Origin of the sequence: Pseudomonas congelans (assembly GCF_900103225.1) — a bacterium.
Classification (GTDB): domain Bacteria; phylum Pseudomonadota; class Gammaproteobacteria; order Pseudomonadales; family Pseudomonadaceae; genus Aquipseudomonas; species Aquipseudomonas congelans.
This window is the reverse complement of the sequence record NZ_FNJH01000006.1, coordinates 21,701-47,713: the sequence shown is the minus strand read 5'-3', so window position 1 is coordinate 47,713 and position 26,013 is coordinate 21,701. Positions and strand designations below refer to the sequence as shown.

36 protein-coding genes are annotated in these 26,013 nt (G+C 57.4%); 8 read left to right on the top strand and 28 right to left on the bottom strand.

Annotated features, from left to right (window positions below; all coding sequences use genetic code 11):
• The first annotated feature begins 45 nt into the window (after window positions 1-45).
• The 7 genes from BLR20_RS19305 to BLR20_RS19275 are packed head-to-tail and all read left to right on the top strand — an operon-like array spanning window position 46 to window position 6,862.
• Entirely contained in the window at window positions 46-1,362 is a 1,317-nt protein-coding gene (locus tag BLR20_RS19305) for an extracellular solute-binding protein (RefSeq protein WP_032615689.1), read from the top strand.
• Window positions 1,359-2,252, top strand: coding sequence for a carbohydrate ABC transporter permease (locus BLR20_RS19300; RefSeq protein ID WP_010438236.1), 894 nt, complete (start codon window positions 1,359-1,361; stop codon window positions 2,250-2,252). The genes BLR20_RS19305 and BLR20_RS19300 overlap by 4 nt, the downstream gene beginning before the upstream one ends.
• Window positions 2,249-3,142, top strand: a complete 894-nt coding sequence (locus tag BLR20_RS19295; protein ID WP_074594967.1) for an ABC transporter permease subunit — start codon at window positions 2,249-2,251, stop codon at window positions 3,140-3,142. The genes BLR20_RS19300 and BLR20_RS19295 overlap by 4 nt, the downstream gene beginning before the upstream one ends.
• Window positions 3,139-4,242 carry an ABC transporter ATP-binding protein gene (locus tag BLR20_RS19290; RefSeq protein WP_074594964.1) on the top strand — a complete coding sequence of 368 codons (1,104 nt, stop codon included), beginning with the start codon at window positions 3,139-3,141 and terminating at the stop codon, window positions 4,240-4,242. Before BLR20_RS19295 ends, BLR20_RS19290 begins: the two co-directional genes overlap by 4 nt.
• A gap of 6 nt (window positions 4,243-4,248) precedes the next feature.
• Window positions 4,249-5,010 (top strand): glycerophosphoryl diester phosphodiesterase, encoded by a 762-nt coding sequence (locus BLR20_RS19285; RefSeq protein WP_010438227.1) that lies wholly within the window; start codon window positions 4,249-4,251, stop codon window positions 5,008-5,010.
• The gene (locus tag BLR20_RS19280) at window positions 5,007-5,750 is read left to right on the top strand and encodes an inositol monophosphatase family protein (RefSeq protein ID WP_003317091.1); all 744 of its coding nucleotides are present in this window, start codon (window positions 5,007-5,009) and stop codon (window positions 5,748-5,750) included. The genes BLR20_RS19285 and BLR20_RS19280 overlap by 4 nt, the downstream gene beginning before the upstream one ends.
• Window positions 5,750-6,862: an endo-1,4-beta-xylanase gene (locus BLR20_RS19275; RefSeq protein WP_032615697.1), complete on the top strand. Its 1,113-nt coding sequence runs from the start codon at window positions 5,750-5,752 to the stop codon at window positions 6,860-6,862. The genes BLR20_RS19280 and BLR20_RS19275 overlap by 1 nt, the downstream gene beginning before the upstream one ends.
• A gap of 129 nt (window positions 6,863-6,991) precedes the next feature.
• Here the strand turns inward: BLR20_RS19275 and BLR20_RS19270 are convergent, their stop codons facing one another.
• Window positions 6,992-7,561: a single-stranded DNA-binding protein gene (locus BLR20_RS19270; RefSeq protein ID WP_003426596.1), complete on the bottom strand. Its 570-nt coding sequence runs from the start codon at window positions 7,559-7,561 to the stop codon at window positions 6,992-6,994.
• Window positions 7,562-7,570: 9 nt separating this feature from the next.
• Window positions 7,571-8,965, bottom strand: coding sequence for an MFS transporter (locus tag BLR20_RS19265; RefSeq protein WP_003419605.1), 1,395 nt, complete (start codon window positions 8,963-8,965; stop codon window positions 7,571-7,573).
• Window positions 8,966-9,094: 129 nt separating this feature from the next.
• Between BLR20_RS19265 and uvrA the strand changes: the two genes are divergently transcribed.
• Window positions 9,095-11,929 (top strand): excinuclease ABC subunit UvrA, encoded by a 2,835-nt coding sequence (uvrA, locus tag BLR20_RS19260; protein ID WP_010438214.1) that lies wholly within the window; start codon window positions 9,095-9,097, stop codon window positions 11,927-11,929.
• Window positions 11,930-12,023: 94 nt separating this feature from the next.
• Here the strand turns inward: uvrA and bfr are convergent, their stop codons facing one another.
• The 26 genes from bfr to rplB form a co-directional block, all read right to left on the bottom strand.
• Window positions 12,024-12,488, bottom strand: a complete 465-nt coding sequence (gene bfr / locus BLR20_RS19255; RefSeq protein ID WP_003317095.1) for a bacterioferritin — start codon at window positions 12,486-12,488, stop codon at window positions 12,024-12,026.
• A gap of 154 nt (window positions 12,489-12,642) precedes the next feature.
• Window positions 12,643-14,088: a catalase gene (locus BLR20_RS19250; RefSeq protein WP_074594962.1), complete on the bottom strand. Its 1,446-nt coding sequence runs from the start codon at window positions 14,086-14,088 to the stop codon at window positions 12,643-12,645.
• A 167-nt stretch (window positions 14,089-14,255) separates the two neighbouring features.
• The gene (gene rplQ / locus BLR20_RS19245; protein ID WP_002555463.1) at window positions 14,256-14,642 is read right to left on the bottom strand and encodes a 50S ribosomal protein L17; all 387 of its coding nucleotides are present in this window, start codon (window positions 14,640-14,642) and stop codon (window positions 14,256-14,258) included.
• Window positions 14,643-14,683: 41 nt separating this feature from the next.
• Window positions 14,684-15,685, bottom strand: coding sequence for a DNA-directed RNA polymerase subunit alpha (locus BLR20_RS19240; protein WP_002555464.1), 1,002 nt, complete (start codon window positions 15,683-15,685; stop codon window positions 14,684-14,686).
• Window positions 15,686-15,707: 22 nt separating this feature from the next.
• The gene (gene rpsD / locus BLR20_RS19235; protein WP_002555465.1) at window positions 15,708-16,328 is read right to left on the bottom strand and encodes a 30S ribosomal protein S4; all 621 of its coding nucleotides are present in this window, start codon (window positions 16,326-16,328) and stop codon (window positions 15,708-15,710) included.
• An 18-nt stretch (window positions 16,329-16,346) separates the two neighbouring features.
• Window positions 16,347-16,736, bottom strand: a complete 390-nt coding sequence (gene rpsK, locus BLR20_RS19230; protein ID WP_002555466.1) for a 30S ribosomal protein S11 — start codon at window positions 16,734-16,736, stop codon at window positions 16,347-16,349.
• Window positions 16,737-16,766: 30 nt separating this feature from the next.
• Window positions 16,767-17,123 carry a 30S ribosomal protein S13 gene (gene rpsM / locus BLR20_RS19225; protein WP_002555467.1) on the bottom strand — a complete coding sequence of 119 codons (357 nt, stop codon included), beginning with the start codon at window positions 17,121-17,123 and terminating at the stop codon, window positions 16,767-16,769.
• A 130-nt stretch (window positions 17,124-17,253) separates the two neighbouring features.
• Complete coding sequence (gene rpmJ, locus BLR20_RS19220) at window positions 17,254-17,370, bottom strand: 50S ribosomal protein L36 (RefSeq protein WP_002555468.1); 117 nt, start codon at window positions 17,368-17,370, stop codon at window positions 17,254-17,256.
• A 28-nt stretch (window positions 17,371-17,398) separates the two neighbouring features.
• The gene (secY, locus tag BLR20_RS19215) at window positions 17,399-18,733 is read right to left on the bottom strand and encodes a preprotein translocase subunit SecY (RefSeq protein ID WP_002555469.1); all 1,335 of its coding nucleotides are present in this window, start codon (window positions 18,731-18,733) and stop codon (window positions 17,399-17,401) included.
• Window positions 18,734-19,168, bottom strand: coding sequence for a 50S ribosomal protein L15 (gene rplO / locus BLR20_RS19210; RefSeq protein WP_002555470.1), 435 nt, complete (start codon window positions 19,166-19,168; stop codon window positions 18,734-18,736).
• Window positions 19,169-19,171: 3 nt separating this feature from the next.
• A complete protein-coding gene (rpmD, locus tag BLR20_RS19205; RefSeq protein WP_010438202.1) occupies window positions 19,172-19,348 on the bottom strand; it encodes a 50S ribosomal protein L30 in 177 nt (58 codons plus the stop codon).
• A gap of 2 nt (window positions 19,349-19,350) precedes the next feature.
• Entirely contained in the window at window positions 19,351-19,851 is a 501-nt protein-coding gene (gene rpsE, locus BLR20_RS19200; protein WP_003317099.1) for a 30S ribosomal protein S5, read from the bottom strand.
• Between the two features lie 3 nt (window positions 19,852-19,854).
• The gene (rplR, locus tag BLR20_RS19195) at window positions 19,855-20,205 is read right to left on the bottom strand and encodes a 50S ribosomal protein L18 (protein WP_002555473.1); all 351 of its coding nucleotides are present in this window, start codon (window positions 20,203-20,205) and stop codon (window positions 19,855-19,857) included.
• A gap of 10 nt (window positions 20,206-20,215) precedes the next feature.
• Window positions 20,216-20,749, bottom strand: coding sequence for a 50S ribosomal protein L6 (gene rplF / locus BLR20_RS19190; RefSeq protein ID WP_003369019.1), 534 nt, complete (start codon window positions 20,747-20,749; stop codon window positions 20,216-20,218).
• 12 nt (window positions 20,750-20,761) lie between these two features.
• A complete protein-coding gene (gene rpsH, locus BLR20_RS19185; protein WP_002555475.1) occupies window positions 20,762-21,154 on the bottom strand; it encodes a 30S ribosomal protein S8 in 393 nt (130 codons plus the stop codon).
• A gap of 212 nt (window positions 21,155-21,366) precedes the next feature.
• Window positions 21,367-21,672, bottom strand: coding sequence for a 30S ribosomal protein S14 (gene rpsN, locus BLR20_RS19180; RefSeq protein WP_002555476.1), 306 nt, complete (start codon window positions 21,670-21,672; stop codon window positions 21,367-21,369).
• A 13-nt stretch (window positions 21,673-21,685) separates the two neighbouring features.
• Window positions 21,686-22,225, bottom strand: a complete 540-nt coding sequence (gene rplE / locus BLR20_RS19175) for a 50S ribosomal protein L5 (protein ID WP_002555477.1) — start codon at window positions 22,223-22,225, stop codon at window positions 21,686-21,688.
• Window positions 22,226-22,245: 20 nt separating this feature from the next.
• Window positions 22,246-22,560, bottom strand: a complete 315-nt coding sequence (rplX, locus tag BLR20_RS19170; RefSeq protein ID WP_003317102.1) for a 50S ribosomal protein L24 — start codon at window positions 22,558-22,560, stop codon at window positions 22,246-22,248.
• A gap of 11 nt (window positions 22,561-22,571) precedes the next feature.
• Complete coding sequence (rplN, locus tag BLR20_RS19165; RefSeq protein WP_002555479.1) at window positions 22,572-22,940, bottom strand: 50S ribosomal protein L14; 369 nt, start codon at window positions 22,938-22,940, stop codon at window positions 22,572-22,574.
• Between the two features lie 23 nt (window positions 22,941-22,963).
• The gene (gene rpsQ / locus BLR20_RS19160) at window positions 22,964-23,230 is read right to left on the bottom strand and encodes a 30S ribosomal protein S17 (RefSeq protein WP_002555480.1); all 267 of its coding nucleotides are present in this window, start codon (window positions 23,228-23,230) and stop codon (window positions 22,964-22,966) included.
• A 2-nt stretch (window positions 23,231-23,232) separates the two neighbouring features.
• Window positions 23,233-23,424, bottom strand: coding sequence for a 50S ribosomal protein L29 (gene rpmC, locus BLR20_RS19155; RefSeq protein ID WP_002555481.1), 192 nt, complete (start codon window positions 23,422-23,424; stop codon window positions 23,233-23,235).
• A complete protein-coding gene (gene rplP / locus BLR20_RS19150) occupies window positions 23,424-23,837 on the bottom strand; it encodes a 50S ribosomal protein L16 (protein ID WP_002555482.1) in 414 nt (137 codons plus the stop codon). The genes rpmC and rplP overlap by 1 nt, the downstream gene beginning before the upstream one ends.
• A gap of 12 nt (window positions 23,838-23,849) precedes the next feature.
• On the bottom strand, window positions 23,850-24,536 hold the full coding sequence (gene rpsC / locus BLR20_RS19145) for a 30S ribosomal protein S3 (RefSeq protein WP_003176422.1): 687 nt from the start codon (window positions 24,534-24,536) through the stop codon (window positions 23,850-23,852).
• Window positions 24,537-24,549: 13 nt separating this feature from the next.
• Entirely contained in the window at window positions 24,550-24,882 is a 333-nt protein-coding gene (gene rplV / locus BLR20_RS19140; RefSeq protein WP_002555485.1) for a 50S ribosomal protein L22, read from the bottom strand.
• Between the two features lie 13 nt (window positions 24,883-24,895).
• Window positions 24,896-25,171 (bottom strand): 30S ribosomal protein S19, encoded by a 276-nt coding sequence (rpsS, locus tag BLR20_RS19135; RefSeq protein ID WP_002555486.1) that lies wholly within the window; start codon window positions 25,169-25,171, stop codon window positions 24,896-24,898.
• 16 nt (window positions 25,172-25,187) lie between these two features.
• Entirely contained in the window at window positions 25,188-26,012 is an 825-nt protein-coding gene (gene rplB / locus BLR20_RS19130) for a 50S ribosomal protein L2 (protein ID WP_003317104.1), read from the bottom strand.
• Between the last annotated feature and the right edge of the window lies 1 nt (window position 26,013).

Here is a 26,013-nt window from a genome sequence, read left to right as displayed (position 1 = left end):
CACACAACCTGTATTAAATGGCATTGAGTTCTTGTGAGTGTCCTCATGCCTTCCATCCGTAAGATGTTTTCCGCGCTGGCCCTGCTGCCGCTCGCTGCACATGCCTTCGCTGCTCCGGCCGAGTTCTGGTACAGCCACGGTGGCGCGGCCGGGAGTGCCATCGCTGATCTGTGCAGAAGCTTCAATTCACAACGTGAAGAAAGTGATCGTCTGCACTGTGTTTCCCAAGGCAGCTATGAGCAAACGCTGCAGAAAACCGTAGCCGCTTACCGGGCGGGCATAGGCCCGGCACTGGTGGAGATTTACGACGTCGCCACACCTGACATGCTCTTGGGCGGTGCCACCCGACCTGTAGAGGCGATCATGGCCGATCACCACAGGGCCTATCCCGACGACACCTTTCTCCCAGCCTTGCGGCGCTACTACGCCGACGATCACGGCACGCTCGCGGCGCAACCTTTTGCGGCATCCACAGCCGTGCTCTACACGCACCGGAATGCGCTGGCTGCTGCAGGAATCAGTGAGCCGCCCGCCACCTGGCAAGCCTTTGCGGAGGCCTTGCGGGCCCTGAAGAAAAACGGTCAGAAATGCCCGGTCGTCAGCGCGTTTGCGCCCTGGATCTGGCTGGAGCAGACCAGTGCAGCGCAAGGTACTGACATCGCGATTCGCTCCGCAGGCAGTGACCGATATCAATTCGACGAAGGCCCCCATCTGCGCCTCATGAAAGACCTCGCGCAATGGACCCGTGAAGGCCTGGTGGTCCATGAGGATGCCACTCGCAGCGGACAGCAGGCACTGGCATTTGCCACCGACGACTGCGCCATGCTGATCGACTCCACCGGGGCGTGGAATGTTGTGCACAGCACGCTCAGATCCGATATCCAGGTCACGGCACTGCCGATCTACGCGGGCAGCCAGCGACGCGCCAACGCCCCCGGAGGTTCATCGCTATGGGTGATGCGCGGGCATTCTGTCAGGGATTACCGGCTGGTCTCGGAATTCCTGGCGTTCGTGCTGCAGCCGGACAACCAGTTGATGTTCAGCGCACGGACGGGCTACCTGCCCGTCACTCAGGCTGCCGCTGCACGTTTGCAATCCACAGCCAGCGAGCCATCGGCAATCACGCTCGGACTGACAGCGCTGAACGATATCGACGGGCAGCCCTCCGCGCCCTTGCGCTGCGGTTTTATCACGCTGATGCGTCTGATCTGGTCGCAGGAAATGGAGAATGCGCTCGCGGGTCGCCAGAGCATCGATCTGGCCCTGCGCCAGACGACGTTGCGGGCCAACGAGCTGCTGGGGCTGTTTCACCAGATGCACCAGGCTCAGGCCAGCATCGAGTCAAACGAGGCAACGCCATGAAACCGCGTGCGCATTTCCCCCAGCCACGTCTGGCGCTGCTGTTTGCCCTGCCGCAACTGCTGGCGCTCGGGCTGTTCTTTTATTGGCCTGCGGTCCAGGCCATCTGGTGGTCGTTTCATCTGGTGCCGCCCTTCGGCGGTAATGAAATCTTCGTTGGCCTGAGCAACTACTGGCGTGTGCTGAAAGACCCCGGCGTGCTGGCTTCACTGGGCTCGACGCTGGTGTTCAGCTTATCGAGCGTCGTGCTTTCGATCCTCATCGCGCTGGTGCTTGCGCTGTGCCTGGAACTGAAACTGCGCGGCAACTCCATGTTTCGCAACCTGCTGATCTGGCCCTACGCGGTATCGGGCGCCACCATCGGTATCGTTTTTCATGTGCTGGCCAATCCGGTAATGGGCATTTTCGCCTGGCTCAACGCAATCGCACCCGGCACTTGGGCGCCCTACTCCAGCCCGATACAGAGCATGCTGTTGCTGATCGTGGCGTATGCCTGGTGTCTGGTGCCGTTCAACTTCGTGATGCTGGTCGCCAGCCTGAAATCGGTGCCCGACGACTACCTCGCCGCTGCGGCACTGGATGGAGCAGGTCCGTTGCGGCGCATGCTCGACATACAACTGCCCCTGATCGCGCCTTATCTGCTGTTCGTGTTTGTCATCGATTTGCTGGAAAGCCTGTCGAACAGTTTTGGCCTGGTCGACACGCTCACCCAAGGCGGACCTGGCGATACCACCAATGTGCTGGCCTACAAGATTTACACCGACGGTTTCATGGGCCTGGATCTGGCAGGCTCATCGACCCTGTCAGTGCTCATGCTGCTGGCGGTAGTGGCACTGAGCGTCGCTCAATTCAAGCTCCTGTCGCGCTTCCAGCGTCGCGGGGTGAAAGCGTGATCGAGCATAACCGGCTGTTCAACGCAGGCGCTTACCTGCTGCTGATCCTGGGGTTGGTGTTCGCGCTGGGCCCGCTGTACATGGCGGTCTGCTCGGCGACCGTCAGCAATCCGCAACTGTTCGCCCACGGTCTGGCGGTGATACCCGGCGACCAACTGCTGGAAAATCTGCAGCAGGTCACCCGGCGTCTCGATCTGCTGCGCCTGCTGGGCAACAGCCTGCTGGTCGCCACGCTGGTGGTGATCGGCAAGCTGACACTCTCGGCGCTGACGGCCTTTGCCGTGGTGTACTTTCGCAGCCGCTACAGTTCGGTGATTTTCTTCGCCGTGCTGGGCGCGCTATTGCTGCCGCTGGAAGTAAGGATCATCCCCACCTATGCGGTGGCCAGTGATCTGCTCGGCCCCGTGCGCAGCCTGTTGCACTGGCTGGACATTCAGTGGCTGCCGCTGCCGACCATCAACTTGCTGGACAGCTACCCCGGCCTCGCCCTGCCGCTGATTGCCTCGGCCACCGGCACCTTCCTGTTCCGGCAGTTCTACCAGACGCTGCCTGCTGAACTGGTCGAAGCCGCGCGCATGGACGGTGCCGGGCCCTGGCGGTTCTTCATCGACATCCTGCTGCCCCTGTCGAAGACCAACTTTGCAGCGCTCGGCACGCTGGTATTCATCGGCGCCTGGAAGGACTACCTGTGGCCACTGGTCGCTACCAATCGCGAGGACATGCGCACGCTGGTGCTGGGCGTGGCCAGCTTCCTGCCGACCGACGCAACCCAGGTCCCCGAATGGAACCTGCTGATGGCCGCTGCTGTGGTCAGCATGCTGCCGCCCATCCTCGTCATTGCGCTCATGCAGCGATGGTTTGTCAAAGGCCTGATCGGAGTCGGTAAATGAACGCGCTCACCCCTATTACCTGCGCCCCGGATATTGTCCTCAAGGGCCTGCACAAAACCTACGGCACAGAGCCCATCCTTCACGGGCTCGATCTGGTTTTCAAGGCGGGCGAGCTCAACGTCATCCTCGGCCCGTCCGGGTGTGGCAAGTCCACGTTGCTGCGCATGGTGGCCGGGCTGGAAGAGGCAAGCCAAGGGCAGATTCTAATGGGCGGCCGCGACGTTACGCGCCTGCCGCCCAAGGAACGCGGCTGCGCCATGGTGTTTCAGAACTACGCGCTCTACCCGCACATGAGCGTGGCAGACAATATCGGCTACGCGCTCAAACTGGCGCGGGTTGCACGTAAGGAGCGTGAGCAACGCATCCGCGAGTGCGCCGCGTCACTGGGCCTGGAGGACCTGCTGCAACGCAAGCCCGGAGAGCTTTCCGGCGGCCAGCGCCAGCGCGTCGCCATCGGTCGGGCGTTGATCCGCAAACCGCCGGTGCTGCTGTTCGATGAGCCGCTGTGCAATCTGGACAGCGCGCTGCGTCATGAAATGCGTCTGCTGATTCGCAGCCTGCACCGGCAGACCGGCGCGACGATCCTGTACGTCACCCACGATCAGACCGAAGCCATGACCCTCGCCGAGCATGTGGTGATTCTCGACAAAGGTCGTGTCGAACAGATCGGCACGCCCGCCGAGATCTACGATCACCCCGCCAGCACCTTCGTCGCCAGCTTCATCGGCACGCCGCCCATGAACCTGCTGCCGGTGCACTGCCTCGATGACAGGATTTTGCTGCTCGCCGATGGTCAACGCTTGCCTATCAAGCTCGGCATTGCCAGCAACCGGACCGGCAAATGGCTGATGGGCCTGCGCCCCGAGACCTTCATGCTCGACCAGGAAGGCATCACTGCCACAGTGGAGTCTTCGGAGAATCTGGGCAGCCACACGCTGCTGTATTGCCAACTGGCTGGAACGCGCTGCGTCGTCAGCCTGGCCGGACGGCAACATCAGATACCCACCCAGGTTCGACTCGCGATCCATTCCACGCCCTTGCTGTTCGATATCGAGACCGGCCAACGCCAGCTCGTGACTTTCTCCCACACCACCAAGTGACCCGCCATGCTCAAACCTGCTCCCCTCGTCCGCTCGTCCCTGATTGCCCATCGCGGTGCCAAAGCTTACGTGCCGGAAAACACTCTGCTGGCCCTGGAAAAAGCTGCCGCATGCGGCGCCGAGTGGGTCGAAATCGACGTGAAGCTGACCCGTGATGGCCAGCCGATCGTGATTCATGACGACTTGCTGGACCGCACTACCAACGGTCGCGGCGCCGTCGTGCTGCATGAGCTGAAAGCTATCCGCATGCTGGACGCGGGCAGTTGGTTCGCGCCTGAATTCGCCGGCCTGCAGGTCCCGACTTTTGAAGAGATCGTGGCCTGTGCGCTGCGCCTGAACCTGGGTTTGCAGGTCGAACTCAAGCCGACCATTGGCGACGATATCGAGACGGCTGAAGTGGTGATGCCGATCCTCAAAAATCTGTGGCCCGCCGACAATGATCGGTTGTTCGTCTCCAGCTTTTCGGTGCGCTCGCTCACTGCCGCCCGCCGCTTGTGGAACGACGTACCGCTGGCTATCGCCTGCGTAGTTGCGCCTGCCGACCCGGTTGCGCTGTTGGCCGAATATGACTGCCGAATACTTCACGTACTTGACGATATGCTCGATGACCATCACCTTGTCCGCCTGAAAAGCAGCGGCGTCGAATTCGCCGTGGCTACCATCAACAGCCCGAAACGTGCGCGCTACCTGCTGGAACATGGCGCACAGTCGATTCTCAGTGATTACCCGGACCTGTTGAACCTGCCGAACGGAGGCTGTCTGCAATGAACAACCGACTCAGCGTCGCCATGCAAGCCGTAGAGAAGGCCACTGGCCTGGCCATGGCGTATTTTAACGACCGCCACACCCTCGACATCACCACCAAAAGCGCGCAAGACCTCGTCTCCCGCGCCGACTTTGAAGTGGAACAACTGCTGCGTGCAGAACTGAGCAAACACTTCCCCGACGATACAATCCTCGGCGAAGAGATGGGCGGCGAATTCATCACCGATGGCTGGGTCATCGACCCCATTGACGGCACCGGCAACTACCTGCGCGGCACCCCACTCTGGGGAATCGCGGTGGCGTACATGTCGGCAGGCGAGCCCGAAATCGGCGTCGTCGCCTACCCGGCACTGGGCTACACCCTGGCAGCCCGCACGGGCGATGGCTTACTGCGCAACGGCGTCCCCTTCGTCCGCCCACAACCACCCGAGCACCTGCGCATCGCTGGCGTCGGTGAAAATACCCGCTGGGACGCTGAAGAGATGGGCAAACTGCACCTGAGCCTGCGCCGACAGGGCTGGGGCCTTGCTGGTTATCGCTGCGCCACCATCGGCCTGGCGTTCGCCGCTTTGGGGCAGACAGACGGCTACATGGAGAAATTCACCAGCCTGTGGGACATCGCAGCGGGCGCAGTGATCTGCCGGGAGGCCGGGTTGTTGTGCACGATTGAAGGCGAGCAGAAGCAAGGCTCGATGACGGTGATGGTAGGCCGTGAGGAGTTGATGGGGATTTTTGGTGCGTAATGCGCCGGGCTAGTCGACGCAGTTTTCTGACTGCGTTTGTCCGCCTGCTGGCGTGCCTGCCCTTCGTCAGCAGCAGGCTGCTGGCGGCAGAAACCTTTACCGCGTTGCGCCAGCGTGCAGCCGAGAAAGGCATCAGGTTCGGCTTTGCGGTTGAGCCGGCAAAGCTGAATGACAATGCGGCCTATCGGCAACTGGTCGCCCGTCAGGCCAGCATCCTGGTCCCGGAAAATGCCTTGAAGTGGCAGACCCTCCACCCCGAACCAGAGCGTTATAACTTCGCGCCTGCCGACGCAATCGCGGCGTTTGCCAAAGCGCATGACCAGCGTATGCGCGGGCACACTTTCTGCTGGCATCGCTCTTTACCCGACTGGGTTCACCACACCGTCACCACGACGAACGCCGAAGCGGTGCTGACGGCGCACATCAATACCGTCGCCAGCCATTATCGCGGCCTTATCAGCGCATGGGACGTCGTCAACGAAGCCATTCAGTTGGAGGATGGTCAGCCTGACGGGCTGCGCAATTCATTCTGGTATCAGATGCTCGGGCCTCGCTATCTGGACATAGCCTTCGAGGCTGCGCACAAGGCCGACCCGGATGCCCTGCTCTGCTATAACGATTACGGCCTGGAAAAGGATACCCGTTACGGCGAAAGCCGACGCACTGCCTTGCTCGCCCTGCTGCGTGGGCTCAAACAGCGGGGCATTCCGATACACGGCCTTGGCATTCAGTCACATCTGCGTGCAGGCGACACATTTGGTCCGGGCCTTTCCCGCTTTATTCTGGCCGTGCGGGATATGGGGTTGTCGATCCACATCACTGAGCTGGACGTCGACGACAGCCACTTGACGGGGTCCATTACAGAACGCGATGGAACAGTCGCGCAAACCTATAAGCGCTATCTGGAGCTGATCCTTGCTACGCGCTCGGTGTCGACGGTTATCACCTGGGGTGTATGGGACAGCCCGCACATCGCCGGGGCTACGTCTACCCGTGGGCCGCTGGCGCAACGTGCATTAGTTTTCGGGCCGCGAGGTGAGGTAAAGCCGGCGAGCTGGGTGATCGCGCATTGTTTCGAAAACGCGCAAACGCAGAAGGATGCGCGGTTTTAGGTGCACAGCGGCTTTCACGGCAGCAGTACAGCCAGCGTGGTCCAGCGCTTTCTGACACCTGAAAACGACGAAGCCCCCGATAAACGGGGGCTCCGGTTCTGGACCTGAACAGCAGGTTCCAGCTATATCCTAGAACGGAATATCATCATCAAAGCTGTCGAAATCAGCAGCTGGCTGCGGCGCTTGTTGTTGCGGCGCTGGGCGCGAGTCGCGCTGTTGTGGCGGCTGCTGATTGTAGTTCTGCTGAGGTGCAGACTGCTGCGGCGCCGACTGCTGTGGACGCGACTGCTGTGGACGAGGTGCGGACTGGTTGTAGTTGCCACCACCGCCCTGACCTTGTTGAGCGTCGCCCTGTGGACGGCCGCCCAGCAGTTGCATGGTGCCCTGCATGTCGACGACTATTTCAGTGGTGTAGCGCTTGATGCCGTCTTTTTCCCACTCGCGGGTCTGCAGCTTGCCTTCGATGTAGACCTGCGAACCCTTGCGCAGGTATTCGCCGGCGATTTCTGCGACCTTGCCGAACATCGATACACGGTGCCATTCAGTCTTTTCGACTTTCTGACCGGACTGCTTGTCAGTCCACTGTTCGCTGGTTGCCAGACTCAGGTTGGTCACGGCGTTACCGTTAGGCAAGTAGCGAACTTCGGGATCCTGGCCGCATGTACCGACCAATATGACTTTGTTAACCCCACGGGCCATAACGTTCTCCTAGGCTTCGCACGCTTCTGACGCTGGATTGACCAGCTTTTCGAGAGAGGCACGATCCAATAATTTTGTGTCGAGTTTTATGTAGATGGCTGCCTCTTCCGCAACCACCACTGCATCTGTCACGCCTGTTACGGACATCAAACGCTCTGCCAGGCCTGCTTCACGCTGCGCCTGCGGCGACAACGGCAGACGTAGGCTGGTCACGTAAGGCGGTTCTCGCATGGTCACTGCGAAGGCGAGCCAGACGGCGGCCATGGCTGCACCACCCAGAAACACCACATCGAGCCCACCGTGCTGGAACAACCAGCCGCCCAGTATCCCACCTGCGGCCGATCCAAGAAACTGGCTGGTGGAATAAACTCCCATTGCCGTGCCTTTTCCGCCGGCCGGTGAAACCTTGCTGATCAGCGACGGCAAGGAGGCTTCCAGCAGGTTGAACGCGGTGAAGAATACCACTGTCCCGATGACCAGTGCCCGCAACGTGTCCCCGTATGCCCAGAAGAATAGCTCAGCCAGCATCAAAACTGTGACGGCGCCCAGCAGAACGCGCTTCATTTGACGTTTCTTCTCGCCATAGATGATGAACGGGATCATCGCGAAGAAGGAAACCAGCAAGGCGGTCAGGTAGACCCACCAGTGTTGTTCCTTGGGCAAACCGGCTTTTTCGACCAGCGCCAGCGGCAAAGCCACGAAGCTGGACATGAGCATCGCATGCAACACGAAGATACCCAAATCCAGGCGCAGCAGGTCCGGATGACGCAACGTCGCCCCCAGCGCCTGCTTGGCGACGCCGGATTCGCGGTGCATTAATGCCCCGCTGGCCTTGGGCACTACGTAGGCGACGATTAGGACGCCTATCAAGGCCATGCCGCCGGTGGCCAGAAACAGCCCGGAAAGACCGAACATGCCAGTGATCACCGGACCGACGACCATGGCGATGGCGAACGACAGACCGATGGTCATGCCGATCATGGCCATGGCCTTGGTGCGGTGCTGTTCGCGGGTCAGGTCGGAGAGCAGCGCCATGACCGCCGCGGAAATAGCGCCAGCCCCCTGCAGGATACGTCCGGCAATGATTCCCCAGATCGAATCCGCATTCGCTGCCACCACGCTGCCGATCGCAAAAATGATCAGGCCGAAATAAATGACCGGTCGCCGGCCGATACGGTCGGAAATGATCCCGAACGGTATCTGCAATACAGCCTGGGTCAGACCGTAGGCGCCAATCGCCAGACCGATCAGTGCAGGGCTCGCGCCTGCCAGGTCCATGCCGTAGGTTGCCAGAACCGGCAAAACCATGAACATGCCAAGCATGCGGAACGCGAACACCAGGGCCAGACCGCCTGCTGCGCGGGTCTCGCCGCTACTCATACGCTCGCTGTGGGTATCGTGCATGGAATAACCTCGTGTGAACCGGCGGCGATTCTACCAGTCCCATCGTTGTACAGCACATACGCGACGCTTTGCCGCGTAATGGCTCGGAGCCTTATACTCCGTCGTTTATGCCCGCCAAGCGAGGCCGCAGTGGACAAGATCCTGATACGTGGGGCACGAACCCACAACCTGAAAAATATTGACCTGACACTTCCCCGCGACAAACTGATCGTTATTACCGGGCTCTCCGGCTCAGGCAAGTCTTCGCTGGCTTTCGATACGCTGTACGCCGAAGGGCAACGCCGCTATGTCGAATCGCTGTCGGCCTATGCCCGCCAGTTTCTGTCGATGATGGAAAAACCGGACGTCGACACCATCGAAGGTCTGTCGCCGGCGATTTCCATCGAGCAGAAGTCGACTTCACATAACCCGCGCTCGACCGTGGGTACGATCACCGAAATTTACGACTACCTGCGTCTTTTGTATGCGCGTGTCGGCCAGCCTCGCTGCCCGGACCACGATATCCCGCTGGAAGCCCAGACTGTCAGCCAGATGGTCGATCTGGTGCTGACCCAGCCGGAAGGCAGCAAACTGATGCTGCTTGCGCCGGTTATCCGCGAGCGCAAGGGTGAGCATCTTTCGGTTTTTGAAGAGCTGCGCGCGCAGGGCTTTGTCCGGGCGCGGGTCAACGGCAAGCTGTGCGAGCTGGATGAGCTGCCGAAGCTGGACAAGCAGAAGAAGCACTCGATCGATGTGGTCGTGGACCGTTTCAAGGTCCGCGCCGACCTGCAGCAGCGTCTGGCCGAGTCCTTTGAGACCGCCCTGAAGCTGGCCGACGGTATCGCTCTGGTTGCGCCAATGGACGACGAGCCAGGCGAGGAAGTGATTTTCTCCGCCCGCTTCGCCTGCCCTATCTGTGGCCATGCGATCAGCGAGCTGGAACCGAAGCTGTTCTCCTTCAACAACCCGGCTGGCGCCTGCCCGACCTGTGACGGCCTGGGCGTGAAGCAGTTCTTCGATATCAAGCGGCTGGTGAATGCCGAACTGACGCTTGCCGAAGGCGCGATACGAGGCTGGGACAGGCGTAACGTCTATTACTTCCAGATGCTCGGTTCGCTCTCCAAGCACTATGGCTTCAGCCTGGAAATGCCGTTCAAGCAGATCCCGGCCGACATGCAGAAGATTCTGCTCAATGGCAGTGGCTCGCAGAGCGTCGACTTCCGCTACCTGAATGACCGCGGCGATATCGTCAAGCGTGCGCACCCGTTCGAAGGCATCGTGCCGAATCTGGAGCGTCGCTATCGGGAAACCGAGTCGGCCACGGTCCGCGAAGAGTTGGCCAAGTTCCTGGGTACGCAGCCCTGCCCTGACTGCCGAGGCACTCGTCTGCGTCGTGAAGCGCGTCATGTGTGGGTGGGTGAAAAGACTCTGCCTGCAGTCACCAATCTGCCGATTGGCGACGCGACGCATTACTTCGAAACGCTCAAGCTGACCGGACGACGCGGCGAGATCGCCGACAAGATTCTCAAGGAAATTCGTGAGCGTCTGCAGTTTCTGGTCAACGTGGGTCTGGACTACCTGACCCTGGATCGTAGCGCGGACACCCTGTCCGGCGGTGAAGCACAGCGTATTCGTCTGGCCAGCCAGATTGGTGCGGGCCTGGTCGGGGTGATGTACATCCTCGATGAGCCGTCAATCGGTCTGCACCAACGCGACAACGATCGCTTGCTGGGTACGCTCAAGCACCTGCGCGACATCGGCAATACGGTGATTGTGGTCGAGCACGATGAAGACGCGATTCGTCTGGCTGACTACGTGGTCGACATTGGCCCCGGGGCCGGCGTGCATGGTGGTCATATCGTTGCCGAAGGTACGCCGGACGAGGTGATGTCGCATCCCGACTCGCTGACCGGCAAATACCTGTCGGGCCGCGTGAAGATTGCCGTTCCTGCCAAGCGCACCCCGCGTAACAAAAAGCTCTCGCTGACTCTCAAGGGTGCGCGTGGCAATAACCTGCAAAACGTCAATCTCGAAATCCCCATCGGTCTGCTGACCTGTGTGACGGGTGTGTCCGGATCAGGCAAGTCGACGCTGATCAACAACACGCTGTTCCCGCTGAGCGCCACGGCACTGAACGGTGCCACGACGCTGGAAGCGGCTACCCACGACAGCATCAACGGCCTGCAGCACCTGGACAAGGTGGTGGACATCGACCAGAGCCCTATCGGTCGTACGCCGCGCTCCAATCCAGCGACCTACACCGGGCTGTTCACGCCGATTCGCGAACTGTTCGCCGGGGTTCCGGAATCACGCTCGCGGGGCTACGGTCCGGGGCGGTTCTCGTTCAACGTCAAGGGCGGCCGCTGCGAGGCGTGCCAGGGTGACGGGCTGATCAAGGTCGAGATGCACTTTTTGCCGGACATCTACGTGCCCTGCGATGTGTGCAAGAGCAAGCGTTACAACCGCGAAACGCTTGAGGTCAAGTACAAGGGCAAGAACGTCCACGAAGTGCTGGAGATGACCATCGAGGAAGCGCGTGAATTCTTCGACGCCGTTCCGGCACTGGCGCGCAAGCTGCAAACCCTGATGGATGTTGGGCTTTCCTATATCAAGCTGGGGCAATCGGCGACGACCTTGTCAGGCGGAGAGGCGCAGCGGGTCAAGCTGTCGCGAGAACTGTCAAAGCGCGACACCGGCAAGACGCTGTACATCCTCGACGAACCGACCACAGGCCTGCACTTTGCGGATATTCAACAGTTGCTGGATGTACTGCATCGCCTCCGCGACCACGGCAATACCGTGGTGGTGATCGAGCACAACCTGGATGTGATCAAGACGGCCGACTGGCTGGTGGATCTGGGTCCGGAAGGCGGTTCGAGAGGTGGGCAGATCATTGCGACCGGCACGCCTGAGCAGGTCGCCGAGATGGAACAGTCCTACACCGGTCATTACCTGAAGCCTCTGTTGATCAGAGACAAAGCCTGACTCGGGTGAAGAAAACGGGTTCGCCGTCAGTCGAACCCGGATACAAAAAAGCTCCTGTCACGCAAGTGCAGGAGCTTTTTTATGAGCGGCTGAATCAGAACTGCGATTGCAGGTAGTTCTGCAGGCCGATGGACTTGATCAGACCCATCTGCTGTTCAAGCCAGTAGGTATGGTCTTCTTCCGTATCAGCCAACTGTACACGCAGGATTTCGCGGGTCACGTAGTCGCTGTGCAGCTCACAGAGCTCGATACCCTTGCACAGGGCAGCACGTACCTTGTATTCGAGGCGCAGATCGCTGGCGAGCATCTCAGGCACTGTGGTGCCGACGTCGAGGTCGTCCGGGCGCATGCGCGGCGTGCCTTCGAGCATGAGGATACGACGCATCAACGCATCAGCGTGTTGCGCCTCTTCTTCCATCTCATGATTGATACGCTCGTAGAGCTTCGAAAAGCCCCAGTCTTCGTACATGCGTGAGTGAACGAAATACTGGTCACGAGCTGCCAGTTCGCCCGTGAGCAACGTGTTGAGATAATCGATTACTTCCGGGTGGCCTTGCATCGCACCAGACTCCTGCTTCAAAGCCGGTAGTTTGAACCAAGCGCCGCGCAAGGTCACTTAGAAAAACGCAATAAACCGACGAAAAGTGGCGAAACTACGCCGTTAAGAAGCGAAAAACCGCCCAAATGAGGGCGGTTCTGTTTCTCACTTCGACTCAGCCCAGTTTTAAGCCCAATGCGCTGGCGATGCCCTCGCCATAAGCAGGGTCAGCTTTGTAGAAATGCTGCAACTGACGTTGCACGACATCACTGGAAACGCCTGCCATTGCTCCGGCAATGTTGCTGATCAACAGCGATTTCTGATCGGCGCTCATCAGGTTGAACAACTTGCCTGCCTGACTGTAGTAATCACCGTCTACCCGATGATCATGACGATCTGCGGCACCGCTCAGAGACAACGCAGGCTCTGCGTAGCGCGAATCCTCTTTCGGCGCATCCGAATAGCTGTTGGGCTCATAGTTTGGCGCCGCACCGCCATTGGTGCCGAAGGCCATCGACCCGTCACGCTGATAGCTGTGCACCGGACTCTTGGGCGCATTGATAGGCAACTGCTGGTGATTGGTACCCACGCGGTAGCGATGCGCATCAGCATAGGCAAATACACGCCCTTGCAGCATACGGTCTGGCGAAAGACCAACGCCTGGCACCATGTTGCTCGGGCCAAATGCAGCCTGCTCAACTTCGGCAAAGTAGTTGAGAGGGTTACGGTTCAACTCCAGCTCGCCCACCTCGATCAGCGGATATTCTTTCTGCGACCAGGTCTTGGTCACGTCGAACGGGTTTTCATGATGATTCGCAGCCTGAGCCTCGCTCATCAGCTGAATGCACACCTGCCACTTGGGGAAGTCGCCCTTCTCGATGGCAGTGAACAGATCGCGCTGAGCGTAATCGGGATCAGTACCGGCAATCCGCGCAGCCTCTGCAGGCGCGAGGTTCTTGATACCCTGGCGGGTCTTGTAATGCCACTTCACCCAATGACGCTCGCCTGCAGCGCTGATGAGGCTGTAGGTGTGGCTACCGAAGCCGTGCATGTGGCGGTAGCCGTCCGGAATGCCACGATCGGAGAACAGAATGGTGACCTGGTGCAGCGCTTCAGGCGAGTGCGACCAGAAATCCCACATCATCTGAGGGCTTTTCAGATTGGTCTGCGGCAGGCGCTTCTGGGTATGAATGAAGTCAGGGAATTTCAGAGGGTCACGGATAAAGAACACGGGGGTGTTGTTGCCCACGATGTCCCAGTTACCTTCTTCGGTGTAAAACTTGATCGCAAAGCCGCGTGGGTCACGCTCGGTGTCAGCCGAACCACGCTCACCGCCTACGGTGGAGAAGCGCAGGAAAATCGGCGTCTGCTTACCGACCGTATCGAACAGCTTGGCGCTGGTGTATTGGCTGATATCGCGGGTCACGGTGAACGTACCATGAGCACCCGATCCTTTGGCGTGCACGCGACGCTCCGGGATGTTTTCACGGTTGAAGTGGGCCAGCTTTTCGATCAGATGGAAATCATCGAGTAGTAGAGGACCACGCGGGCCTGCCGAACGGGAGTTCTGATTGTCTGCGACTGGAGCACCGCTGGCGGTCGTAAGGGTCTTCTGGCTCATCTACATCTTCCTCTGCTGTGTATGGCCGGTTGATCGGCTTGAGAGGAAGTATTGTTGAAAGCTATTGCAACGTCGAATTCATTAAATCATGACTATCGATAGCAATTCTTAATTCCGGAAAACAAAAAACCGGGCACTAGGCCCGGTTTTCTGTTCAAACTGATGTCTTATTCAGCGGCTTCTACAGAGCCACCGACAGGACGATCAACCAACTCGACGTACGCCATTGGCGCGTTGTCGCCAGCGCGGAAACCGCACTTGAGGATGCGCAGGTAGCCGCCCTGACGGGTTGCATAGCGCTTGCCCAGATCGTTGAACAGCTTGCCGACGATTTCTTTCGAACGAGTACGGTCGAAAGCCAGACGACGGTTGGCAACGCTGTCTTCCTTGGCCAGGGTGATCAGCGGCTCGGCAACGCGGCGCAGTTCCTTGGCTTTCGGCAGGGTAGTTTTGATCAGCTCGTGCTCGAACAGCGACACCGCCATGTTTTGGAACATGGCTTTGCGGTGAGAGCTGGTACGGCTCAGGTGACGTCCACTTTTACGATGACGCATGGTTCATTCCTTACCAAACTCGCGTTCGGTGATTACGACGATCAGGCCGTAGCCTTGTCGTCCTTCTTAAGACTTGCCGGCGGCCAGTTGTCGAGGCGCATGCCGAGGGAGAGACCACGAGAAGCCAGAACGTCCTTGATCTCGGTCAAGGATTTCTTGCCCAGGTTCGGAGTCTTCAACAGCTCTACTTCGGTGCGCTGAATCAGATCGCCGATGTAGTAGATGTTCTCCGCCTTAAGGCAGTTGGCCGAACGCACGGTCAGTTCCAAATCGTCAACCGGACGAAGCAGGATCGGATCGATCTCGTCTTCCTGTTCGATTACCACTGGTTCGCTGTCGCCTTTGAGGTCCACGAACGCAGCCAACTGCTGTTGCAGGATGGTTGCAGCGCGACGGATAGCCTCTTCAGGGTCCAGAGTACCGTTGGTTTCCAGATCAATAACCAGCTTGTCCAGGTTAGTACGCTGTTCGACACGGGCGTTTTCCACCACGTATGCGATACGGCGAACCGGGCTGAACGAAGAGTCAAGCTGCAAGCGACCAATGCTGCGGCTTTCGTCTTCATCGCTTTGACGCGAGTCTGCCGGCTCATAACCACGACCACGAGCTACGGTGAGCTTCATGTTCAAGACGCCGTTAGACGCCAGGTTAGCGATTACGTGATCGGGGTTAACGATCTCGACATCATGATCCAGCTGAATATCGGCAGCGGTAACCACCCCCGAACCCTTCTTCGACAAGGTCAGCGTAACTTCGTCTCGACCGTGCAGCTTGATAGCCAGACCTTTAAGGTTCAACAGGATTTCAATGACGTCTTCCTGTACACCTTCGATGGCGCTGTACTCATGGAGTACACCGTCAATCTCGGCCTCGACTACTGCACAGCCGGGCATGGAGGACAACAAAATGCGGCGAAGCGCGTTGCCCAGGGTATGGCCGAAACCACGCTCGAGAGGCTCGAGAGTGATTTTGGCGCGGGTTGGACTGACAACCTGCACATCAATGTGGCGGGGTGTCAGGAACTCATTTACCGAAATCTGCATGGATGCACCTATTTTCTAGCCCTTACTTGGAGTAGAGCTCGACAATCAGGCTTTCGTTGATGTCGGCGGATAGATCACTGCGAGCTGGAACGTTCTTGAAAACGCCCGATTTCTTCTCAGTGTCTACTTCTACCCATTCTACGCGGCCACGTTGGGCACACAGATCGAGAGCCTGGACAATACGCAGCTGATTCTTAGCTTTTTCGCGGATAGCAACAACGTCGCCAGCACGAACCTGATAAGAAGGAACGTTAACGGTTTTGCCGTTTACGCTGACCGACTTGTGCGAAACCAATTGACGGGATTCTGCACGCGTCGAGCCGAAGCCCATGCGGTATACAACGTTGTCCAGACGGCATTCGAGCAGTTGCAGCAGGTTCTCGCCTGTTGCACCTTTCTTGCCGGCGGCTTCTTTGTAGTAGCCGCTGAACTGACGCTCGAGAACGCCGTAGATACGACGGACTTTTTGCTTTTCACGCAGCTGAGTACCGTAATCGGACTGGCGACCACGACGTTGGCCGTGGATACCTGGAGCTGCTTCGATGTTGCACTTGGATTCGATAGCGCGAACGCCGCTCTTCAGAAAGAGATCGGTGCCTTCACGACGAGCAAGTTTGCATTTTGGACCAATGTAACGAGCCATTTCTTACAGTCTCCTGGATTACACGCGGCGCTTCTTCGGCGGACGGCACCCGTTATGCGGGATTGGCGTCACGTCGGTGATGCTGGCGATCTTATAGCCACAGCCGTTCAATGCACGGACAGCGGATTCACGACCTGGGCCTGGACCCTTGACATTGACGTCGAGGTTCTTCAGACCGTACTCCAGCGCAGCTTGACCAGCACGTTCAGCAGCTACTTGAGCAGCGAACGGGGTGGACTTGCGCGAACCACGGAAACCCGAACCGCCGGAGGTAGCCCACGAAAGAGCGTTACCTTGACGATCGGTAATGGTGACGATTGTGTTGTTAAACGACGCGTGGATGTGGGCGATGCCATCAACCACTGTCTTTTTAACTTTTTTACGAGGACGAGCAGCAGGTTTTGCCATGACTAAATTCCTGTCGTTGCGCTGGTGCGATTACTTGCGGATCGGCTTACGCGGACCTTTGCGAGTACGCGCGTTGGTCTTGGTACGCTGACCGCGCACTGGAAGACCACGACGATGACGCAGACCGCGGTAGCAGCCCAGGTCCATCAAGCGCTTGATTTTCATGTTGATTTCGCGACGCAGGTCACCTTCAGTGGTGAACTTCGCCACTTCGCCACGCAGCTGTTCAATCTGCTCGTCGCTCAGATCTTTGATTTTCACCGCCGGATTTACGCCGGTGGTTGCACAAATTTTCTGTGCGGTGGTGCGACCAACACCATAGATGTAGGTCAACGAGATAACAGTATGCTTGTTATCTGGAATGTTAACGCCTGCAATACGGGCCATTCAGTGGGACTCCAATTGACAGCTACCTACGCCCCGGAAGCCAAGAAATAGGGCGCGAGATAATATCGCTGTAGTAACAAATAATCAACCCAGCAGCGCACTAGCTGCTGGGCTTAAGCACAAATCACAATCAGCCTTGGCGCTGCTTATGACGTGGTTCCGCGCTGCAAATTACTCGAACCACACCTTCGCGGCGGATAATCTTGCAGTTACGGCACAGCTTTTTCACCGATGCACGAACTTTCATCACCAACTCCTCGAACCTTAGGGGTGCTTCAGCGCAGCATACCGCCGCTGCCACCGTAGCCCTTCAGGTTGGCTTTCTTCATCAGGGATTCATACTGGTGCGAAACGAGGTGAGATTGCACTTGCGACATAAAGTCCATCACAACCACGACCACGATCAGCAACGAGGTCCCGCCAAGGTAGAACGGTACGTTTGCCGCGACCACCAGGAACTGGGGAAGCAGACACACGGCCGTCATATATAGAGCACCGAACATGGTCAAGCGAGTCAAAACGCCATCAATATAGCGCGCCGACTGCTCGCCTGGACGAATACCCGGAATAAAGGCACCGGACTTCTTCAGGTTTTCCGCTACGTCTTTCGGATTGAACATCAACGCCGTATAGAAGAAGCAGAAGAAAATAATCCCTGCACTAAACAGCAGAATATTCAACGGCTGACCAGGAGCGATCGACTGCGAGATGTCCTGCAACCAGCCCAGACCTTCAGACTGACCGAACCAGGACCCCAACGAAGCCGGGAACAGCAAAATGCTGCTCGCGAAAATGGCCGGTATAACACCAGCCATATTCACTTTCAGCGGCAAGTGGCTGGTCTGCGCAGCGAAGACCTTGCGGCCCTGCTGACGCTTGGCGTAGTGAACAGCGATACGACGCTGACCACGCTCAATGAACACCACAAAACCGATGATCGCTACCGCCAGCAAACCGATTGCAACCAGAGCGAAGATATTGATATCACCCTGACGTGCAGACTCGAAAGACTGCCCTATTGCTCTCGGAAGACCGGCGACGATACCTGCGAAAATCAACATCGAGATACCGTTGCCGACACCGCGCTCGGTGATCTGCTCGCCCAGCCACATCATGAACATCGCACCTGCCACGAAGGTAGTTACGGCCACAAAGTGGAAACCCAGGTCCCCAGAAAACGCGACGCCCTGACTCGCCAGACCAACGGACATGCCGATAGCTTGGACCAGAGCCAGGACAACGGTGCCATAGCGGGTGTACTGGCTTATCTTGCGACGGCCAGCTTCACCTTCCTTCTTCAACTGCTCCAGCTGCGGGCTGACGGCGGTCATCAGCTGCATGATGATCGATGCCGAAATGTACGGCATGATCCCCAGTGCAAAGATGCTCATCCGTTCCAGCGCGCCGCCGGAAAACATGTTGAACAAGCTAAGAATGGTCCCCTCATTCTGTCGAAACAGTTCTGCGAGTCGGTCCGGGTTGATACCTGGAACCGGGATGTGTGCGCCTATTCGGTAGACGATAATCGCCAGGAACAGAAAACGCAGACGAGCCCAGAGTTCAGACATACCGCCTTTGCCGAGCGCTGAGAGAGCACCTTGCTTAGCCATTTATTCCTCGAACTTGCCGCCAGCTGCTTCGATAGCCGCACGCGCACCTTTGGTGGCGGCGATACCCTTGATAGTGACAGCGCGAGTAACTTCGCCCGACAGCATGATTTTCACACGCTGAACGTTCTGGTTAATCACGTTGGCATCTTTCAGGGACTGCACAGTTACGATGTCGCCTTCCACTTTAGCCAGCTCGGACAAACGCACTTCTGCGCGATCCATGGCCTTCAGGGAAACGAAACCGAATTTCGGCAAGCGACGATGCAGCGGCTGTTGGCCGCCCTCAAAGCCCGGAGCAATAGTGCCACCGGAGCGGGAGCTTTGACCTTTGTGGCCACGGCCACCGGTCTTGCCCAAACCACTACCGATACCACGGCCCGGACGATGCTTTTCGCGACGGGAACCCGGCGCTGGACTCAGATCATTGAGTTTCATCGATTAACCCTCGACTCGCAGCATGTAGTAAGCCTTGTTGATCATCCCGCGATTTTCGGGAGTATCCAGGACTTCTACAGTGTGACCGATGCGACGCAGACCCAAACCCTTAACACACAGTCTGTGGTTAGGGATGCGGCCGGTCATGCTTTTGATCAACGTTACTTTAACGGTAGCCATGATCAGATGATCTCCTCAACACGCTTGCCACGCTTGGCAGCGATCGACTCAGGAGACTGCATGCCCTTCAAACCCTTGAACGTAGCGTGAACCACGTTTACTGGGTTAGTCGAACCGTAGCACTTGGCCAATACGTTCTGGACACCAGCAACTTCCAACACTGCGCGCATTGCGCCGCCAGCGATGATACCGGTACCTTCGGAAGCAGGCTGCATGTACACCTTGGAGGCGCCATGAGCAGACTTCATCGCGTACTGCAGGGTAGTGCCGTTCAGATCAACCTGAATCATGTTGCGACGAGCAGCTTCCATCGCTTTCTGGATTGCAGCAGGCACTTCACGTGACTTGCCACGGCCGAAGCCAACGCGCCCTTTACCATCACCCACTACGGTCAACGCAGTGAAAGTGAAGATACGGCCGCCTTTTACGGTTTTGGCCACGCGGTTAACTTGAACCAGCTTCTCGATGTAGCCTTCGTCGCGTTTTTGGTCGTGATTTGACATAACTTAGAACTCCAGCCCGCCTTCACGAGCAGCATCAGCCAGCGCTTTGACACGGCCGTGGTACTTGAAGCCAGAACGGTCGAAAGCGACTTGCGATACACCCGCGGCTTTCGCGCGCTCGGCGACCAGCTTGCCAACCTTAGTGGCCGCGTCGATGTTGCCAGTGGCGCCATCACGCAGTTCTTTGTCCAAAGTCGAGGCGCTTGCCAGGACTTTGCTGCCGTCGGCCGAGATGACCTGGGCATAAATGTGCTGCGAAGAGCGGTGCACGCAGAGACGCACGACTTCTAGCTCGTGCATTTTCAGGCGTGCTTTGCGAGCGCGACGCAGTCGGGTAACTTTTTTGACGGTCATTTGCTATGCCCTACTTCTTCTTGGCTTCTTTACGGCGGACGACTTCGTCCGCGTAACGCACACCTTTGCCTTTGTAAGGCTCAGGACGGCGGAAGTCGCGGATCTCAGCGGCCACTTGACCAACCAACTGCTTATCGATACCGCGAATCAGGATATCGGTCTGGCTGGGGGTCTCAGCGGTGATGCCATTCGGCAATTCATAGTCCACCGGGTGCGAGAAGCCAAGTGCAAGGTTCAGGACCGTGCCTTTTGCTTGCGCCTTGTAACCAACACCGACCAGCTGGAGCTTACGCTCAAAGCCTTGGCTTACGCCCTGGACCATGTTGTTAACCAGTGCACGAGTGGTGCCTGCCATTGCGCGGGTTTGTTGATCGCCATTGCGAGCAGCGAAACGCAGCTCACCAGCTTCTTCAACAATCTCAACGGACGAATGGATGTTCAGTTCTAGAGTGCCCTTGGCACCCTTCACCGAAAGCTGCTGGCCGACGAGTTTGACTTCGACGCCGGATGGCAACTTAACGGGGTTCTTAGCTACGCGTGACATGCTTATCCCCCCTTAGAACACAGTGCAAAGCACTTCGCCACCGACACCGGCAGCGCGCGCAGCACGATCCGTCATCACACCTTTACTGGTGGAGACGATAGACACACCAAGACCGCCACGAACTTTCGGCAGATCATCGGAGGACTTGTACTGACGCAAGCCTGGGCGGCTGACGCGCTTAACCTCTTCAATGACCGGACGGCCTTCGAAGTACTTAAGCTCGATGGACAGCGAGGATTTAACTTCGCTGCTGATCTGATAACCCGCAATGTAGCCTTCGTCCTTCAGGACTTTTGCTACAGCAACCTTCAACGTGGAAGATGGCATGCTTACGACGGGCTTTTCAGCCATCTGGGCATTACGGATACGAGTTAGCATGTCCGCTAACGGGTCCTGCATACTCATGGGCTAGACGCTCCTAAAACAAAATAATTAGCCTTGCGGCTACAGCTTGATCGCCGAGAACTTCCGGGCAAGTAAAAACACGGGCTCAGGCGAGCCGGCAATTCTAGTCCTACCCCAGAAATGAATCAAGCCCCAAAAGGGGCTTGATTCAAATTCAGGCTTCATACCGACCAGTGACTTGCGCAACCGGCCGGCACGAAACGAGAGGTGCGTTACCAGCTGGCTTTGACCAGACCTGGTACGTCGCCACGCATGGCCGCTTCACGCAGTTTGTTACGGCCGAGGCCGAACTTGCGGTAAACGCCGTGTGGACGACCAGTGATGCGGCAACGATTACGCATGCGCGCAGCGCTTGCGTCACGTGGTTGCTTCTGCAGGGCTACGGTAGCTTCCCAACGCGCTTCTGGACTTGCGTTCAGATCAACGATGATTGCTTTCAGCTCTGCACGCTTCTTGGCGTACTTGGCAACGGTGAGCTGACGCTTCAGCTCACGGTTTTTCATGCTCTTCTTGGCCATTTTCCTACTCCAATCAGTTGCGGAACGGGAATTTGAAAGCACGCAGCAGCGCGCGACCTTCATCATCGTTCTTGGCAGTGGTGGTCAGGGTAATGTCCAGACCGCGGAGAGCATCGATCTTGTCGTAGTCGATTTCCGGGAAAATGATCTGCTCTTTTACGCCCATGCTGTAGTTACCACGACCATCGAAGGACTTGGCATTCAGGCCGCGGAAGTCGCGAACCCGAGGCAGGGAGATCGACAGCAGACGATCCAGGAATTCGTACATACGATCGCGGCGCAGAGTCACTTTGACACCGATCGGCCAACCTTCGCGGACTTTAAAGCCAGCGATGGATTTCCGAGCGTAAGTCACAACGACTTTTTGACCGGTGATCTTTTCCAGGTCAGCAACAGCGTGCTCGATGACTTTTTTGTCGCCGATCGCTTCGCCCAGACCCATGTTCAGGGTGATTTTGGTAACGCGCGGAACTTCCATCACGTTCGAAAGCTTAAGTTCTTCCTTAAGTTTCGGAGCGATTTCCTTCCGGTAAATCTCTTTTAGTCGTGCCATGGTCTTCTACCTAGCAGTGTTCAAGCATCAACCGCTTTTTGGGTCGACTTGAAGACACGAATTTTCTTGCCGTCTTCAACTTTGAAACCAACGCGGTCAGCCTTGTTGGTTGCGCCGTTGAAAATGGCGACGTTAGAAGCGTGCATTGGCGCTTCTTTCTCGACGATACCGCCCTGTACGCCCGACATCGGGTTTGGCTTGGTATGACGCTTCACCAGGTTGATCCCACCAACGACCAAACGGTCGTCAGCGAGAACCTTGAGCACCTTACCGCGCTTACCTTTGTCTTTGCCGGCGATCACGATGATCTCGTCGTCACGACGAATCTTTTGCATGTCGGATCTCCTTAGAGCACTTCTGGGGCGAGCGAGACGATCTTCATGAACTTCTCAGTACGAAGTTCACGGGTCACTGGCCCAAAGATACGGGTACCGATCGGCTCTTGCTTGTTGTTCAAAAGAACAGCAGCGTTGCCATCGAAGCGGATGATGGAGCCGTCTGCACGACGAACACCATGGCGAGTGCGGACTACAACAGCAGTCATCACCTGGCCTTTCTTCACCTTGCCGCGAGGAATTGCTTCCTTGACGGTTACTTTGATGATGTCACCGATACCAGCGTAACGACGATGGGAGCCACCCAGCACCTTGATGCACATAACGCGGCGTGCGCCGCTGTTATCGGCCACATCGAGCATGGATTGAGTCTGAATCATATAATTTCTCCGACCCCTAGCCCTTAGACTTCCACAGCGCGTTCGAGGATATCAACCAACGCCCAAGACTTGGTCTTAGCTACGGGACGAGTTTCACGAATAGTGACCTTGTCGCCGATATGGCATTGATTGGTTTCGTCGTGCGCGTGCAGCTTAGTCGAACGCTTAACGTATTTACCGTAGATCGGGTGCTTTACGCGACGCTCGATCAGAACGGTGATGGTCTTGTCCATCTTGTCGCTGACAACACGGCCAGTCAGCGTACGGACAGTTTTTTCGGCTTCAGCCATGATTACTTACCTGCCTGCTGGTTGAGCACAGTTTTCACGCGAGCGATGTCACGCTTAACTTGCGAGAGCAGATGAGACTGCCCCAACTGGCCAGTTGCTTTCTGCATACGCAGATTGAACTGGTCGCGCAGCAGGCCGAGCAGTTGCTCGTTCAGCTGCTGTGCTGATTTTTCACGAAGTTCATTCGCTTTCATCACATCACCGTCCGCTTAACAAAGGAGGTGGCGAGCGGCAGCTTTGCAGCAGCCAGGGCGAAAGCCTCACGCGCCAGCTCTTCAGTAACACCCTCGATTTCATACAGGACTTTGCCTGGCTGAATCTGGGCAACCCAGTACTCCACGTTACCCTTACCTTTACCCATCCGAACTTCGAGTGGCTTTTTGGTTACAGGCTTGTCCGGGAACACACGGATCCAGATCTTGCCGCCACGTTTTACGTGACGGGTCAGAGCACGACGCGCTGACTCGATCTGACGAGCGGTGAGACGACCACGAGCAACAGACTTCAGCGCGAACTCGCCGAAGCTGACTTTGCTACCGCGCAGTGCCAGACCACGGTTGTGGCCGGTCATCTGCTTGCGGAACTTCGTACGCTTTGGTTGCAACATTTGGCGTACCCCTTACTTAGCAGCTTTTTTACGAGGCGCTGGTGCTTGTGGTTTCAGTTCTTCTTGGCGACCACCAATTACTTCGCCTTTGAAGATCCAAACCTTTACACCGATCACACCGTAAGTGGTGTGAGCTTCGTAGTTGGCATAGTCGATGTCGGCACGCAGGGTGTGCAGTGGCACACGACCTTCGCGATACCATTCAGTACGTGCGATTTCAGCACCGCCGAGACGACCGCTCACTTGGATTTTGATGCCTTTGGCACCAATGCGCATGGCGTTCTGAACAGCGCGCTTCATAGCGCGACGGAACATTACGCGACGCTCCAGCTGCTGAGCTACGCTCTGCGCAACCAGCATACCGTCGAGCTCCGGCTTACGGATCTCTTCGATATTGATGTGCACAGGCACACCCATTTGCTTGGTCAGGTCCTGACGCAGTTTCTCAACATCTTCACCCTTCTTCCCGATAACGATACCTGGACGAGCGGTGTGGATGGTGATACGTGCTGTCTGAGCCGGACGATGGATATCGATACGGCTGACGGACGCGCTTTTTAATTTGTCTTGGAGGTACTCACGCACTTTCAGATCAGCGAACAAATAGTCCGCATAAGTCCGACCGTCTGCGTACCAGACGGAGGTGTGCTCCTTGACGATTCCCAGGCGAATGCCAATGGGATGTACTTTCTGACCCATCTCTTCGACTCCGTTACTTGTCAGCAACCTTGACAGTGATATGGCAAGACCGCTTGACGATGCGATCAGCACGGCCTTTAGCACGTGGCATGATGCGCTTCAGCGAACGCCCTTCGTTGACGAAAACGGTGGAGACCTTGAGGTCATCAACGTCTGCGCCTTCGTTATGCTCGGCGTTGGCTACAGCCGACTCCAGCACTTTCTTCAGGATCTCGGCGGCTTTCTTACTGCTGAAAGCCAACAGGTTGAGCGCTTCGCCCACCTTCTTCCCGCGGATCTGGTCGGCGACCAAGCGGGCTTTCTGGGCGGAGATTCGAGCGCCCGACAACTTAGCGGCTACTTCCATCGTTCCTTACCCCTTAACGCTTGGCTTTCTTGTCTGCCACGTGCCCACGATATGTGCGGGTACCGGCAAACTCGCCTAGTTTATGGCCGACCATGTCTTCGTTCACGAGAACTGGAACATGCTGGCGACCGTTATGCACTGCAATGGTCAAACCGACCATTTGTGGCAGGATCATCGAACGACGCGACCAGGTCTTAACTGGTTTGCGATCGTTCTTTTCCGCCGCCACTTCGATCTTCTTCAGTAGGTGAAGATCAATAAAAGGACCTTTTTTCAGAGAACGTGGCACTGTCGTATCCCTCTATTTACTTGCGACGACGGACGATCATTTTGTCGGTACGCTTATTACCACGAGTCTTCGCGCCCTTAGTCGGGAAGCCCCACGGCGATACCGGATGACGACCACCAGAGGTACGACCTTCACCACCACCATGTGGGTGGTCAACCGGGTTCATGGCAACACCACGAACGGTTGGGCGAACGCCACGCCAGCGTTTGGCACCAGCTTTACCCAGCGAACGAAGGCTATGCTCGGAGTTCGAGACTTCGCCCAGCGTTGCACGGCATTCAGACAGTACTTTACGCATTTCACCGGAGCGAAGACGCAGGGTCACGTACACACCTTCACGAGCGATCAGCTGTGCCGAGGCACCAGCGGAACGAGCGATCTGTGCGCCTTTACCTGGCTTCAGTTCGATGCCGTGTACGGTGCTACCAACTGGAATGTTGCGCAGTTGAAGAGCGTTGCCCGGCTTGATTGGTGCCAGAGCACCTGCAATCAGCTGGTCGCCAGCACTCACGCCTTTAGGGGCGATGATGTAGCGGCGCTCGCCGTCTGCGTAAAGCAGCAGAGCAATGTGAGCAGTACGGTTTGGATCGTATTCGATACGCTCGACGGTGGCAGCGATGCCATCCTTGTCGTTGCGACGGAAGTCGACCAGACGATAATGCTGTTTATGGCCACCACCGATATGACGGGTAGTAATACGACCATTGTTGTTACGACCACCAGACTTCGATTTTTTCTCGAGCAGCGGTGCGTGAGGAGCGCCTTTATGCAGCTCCTGGTTGACCACCTTGACCACAAAACGGCGGCCAGGGGAAGTCGGTTTGCATTTAACGATTGCCATG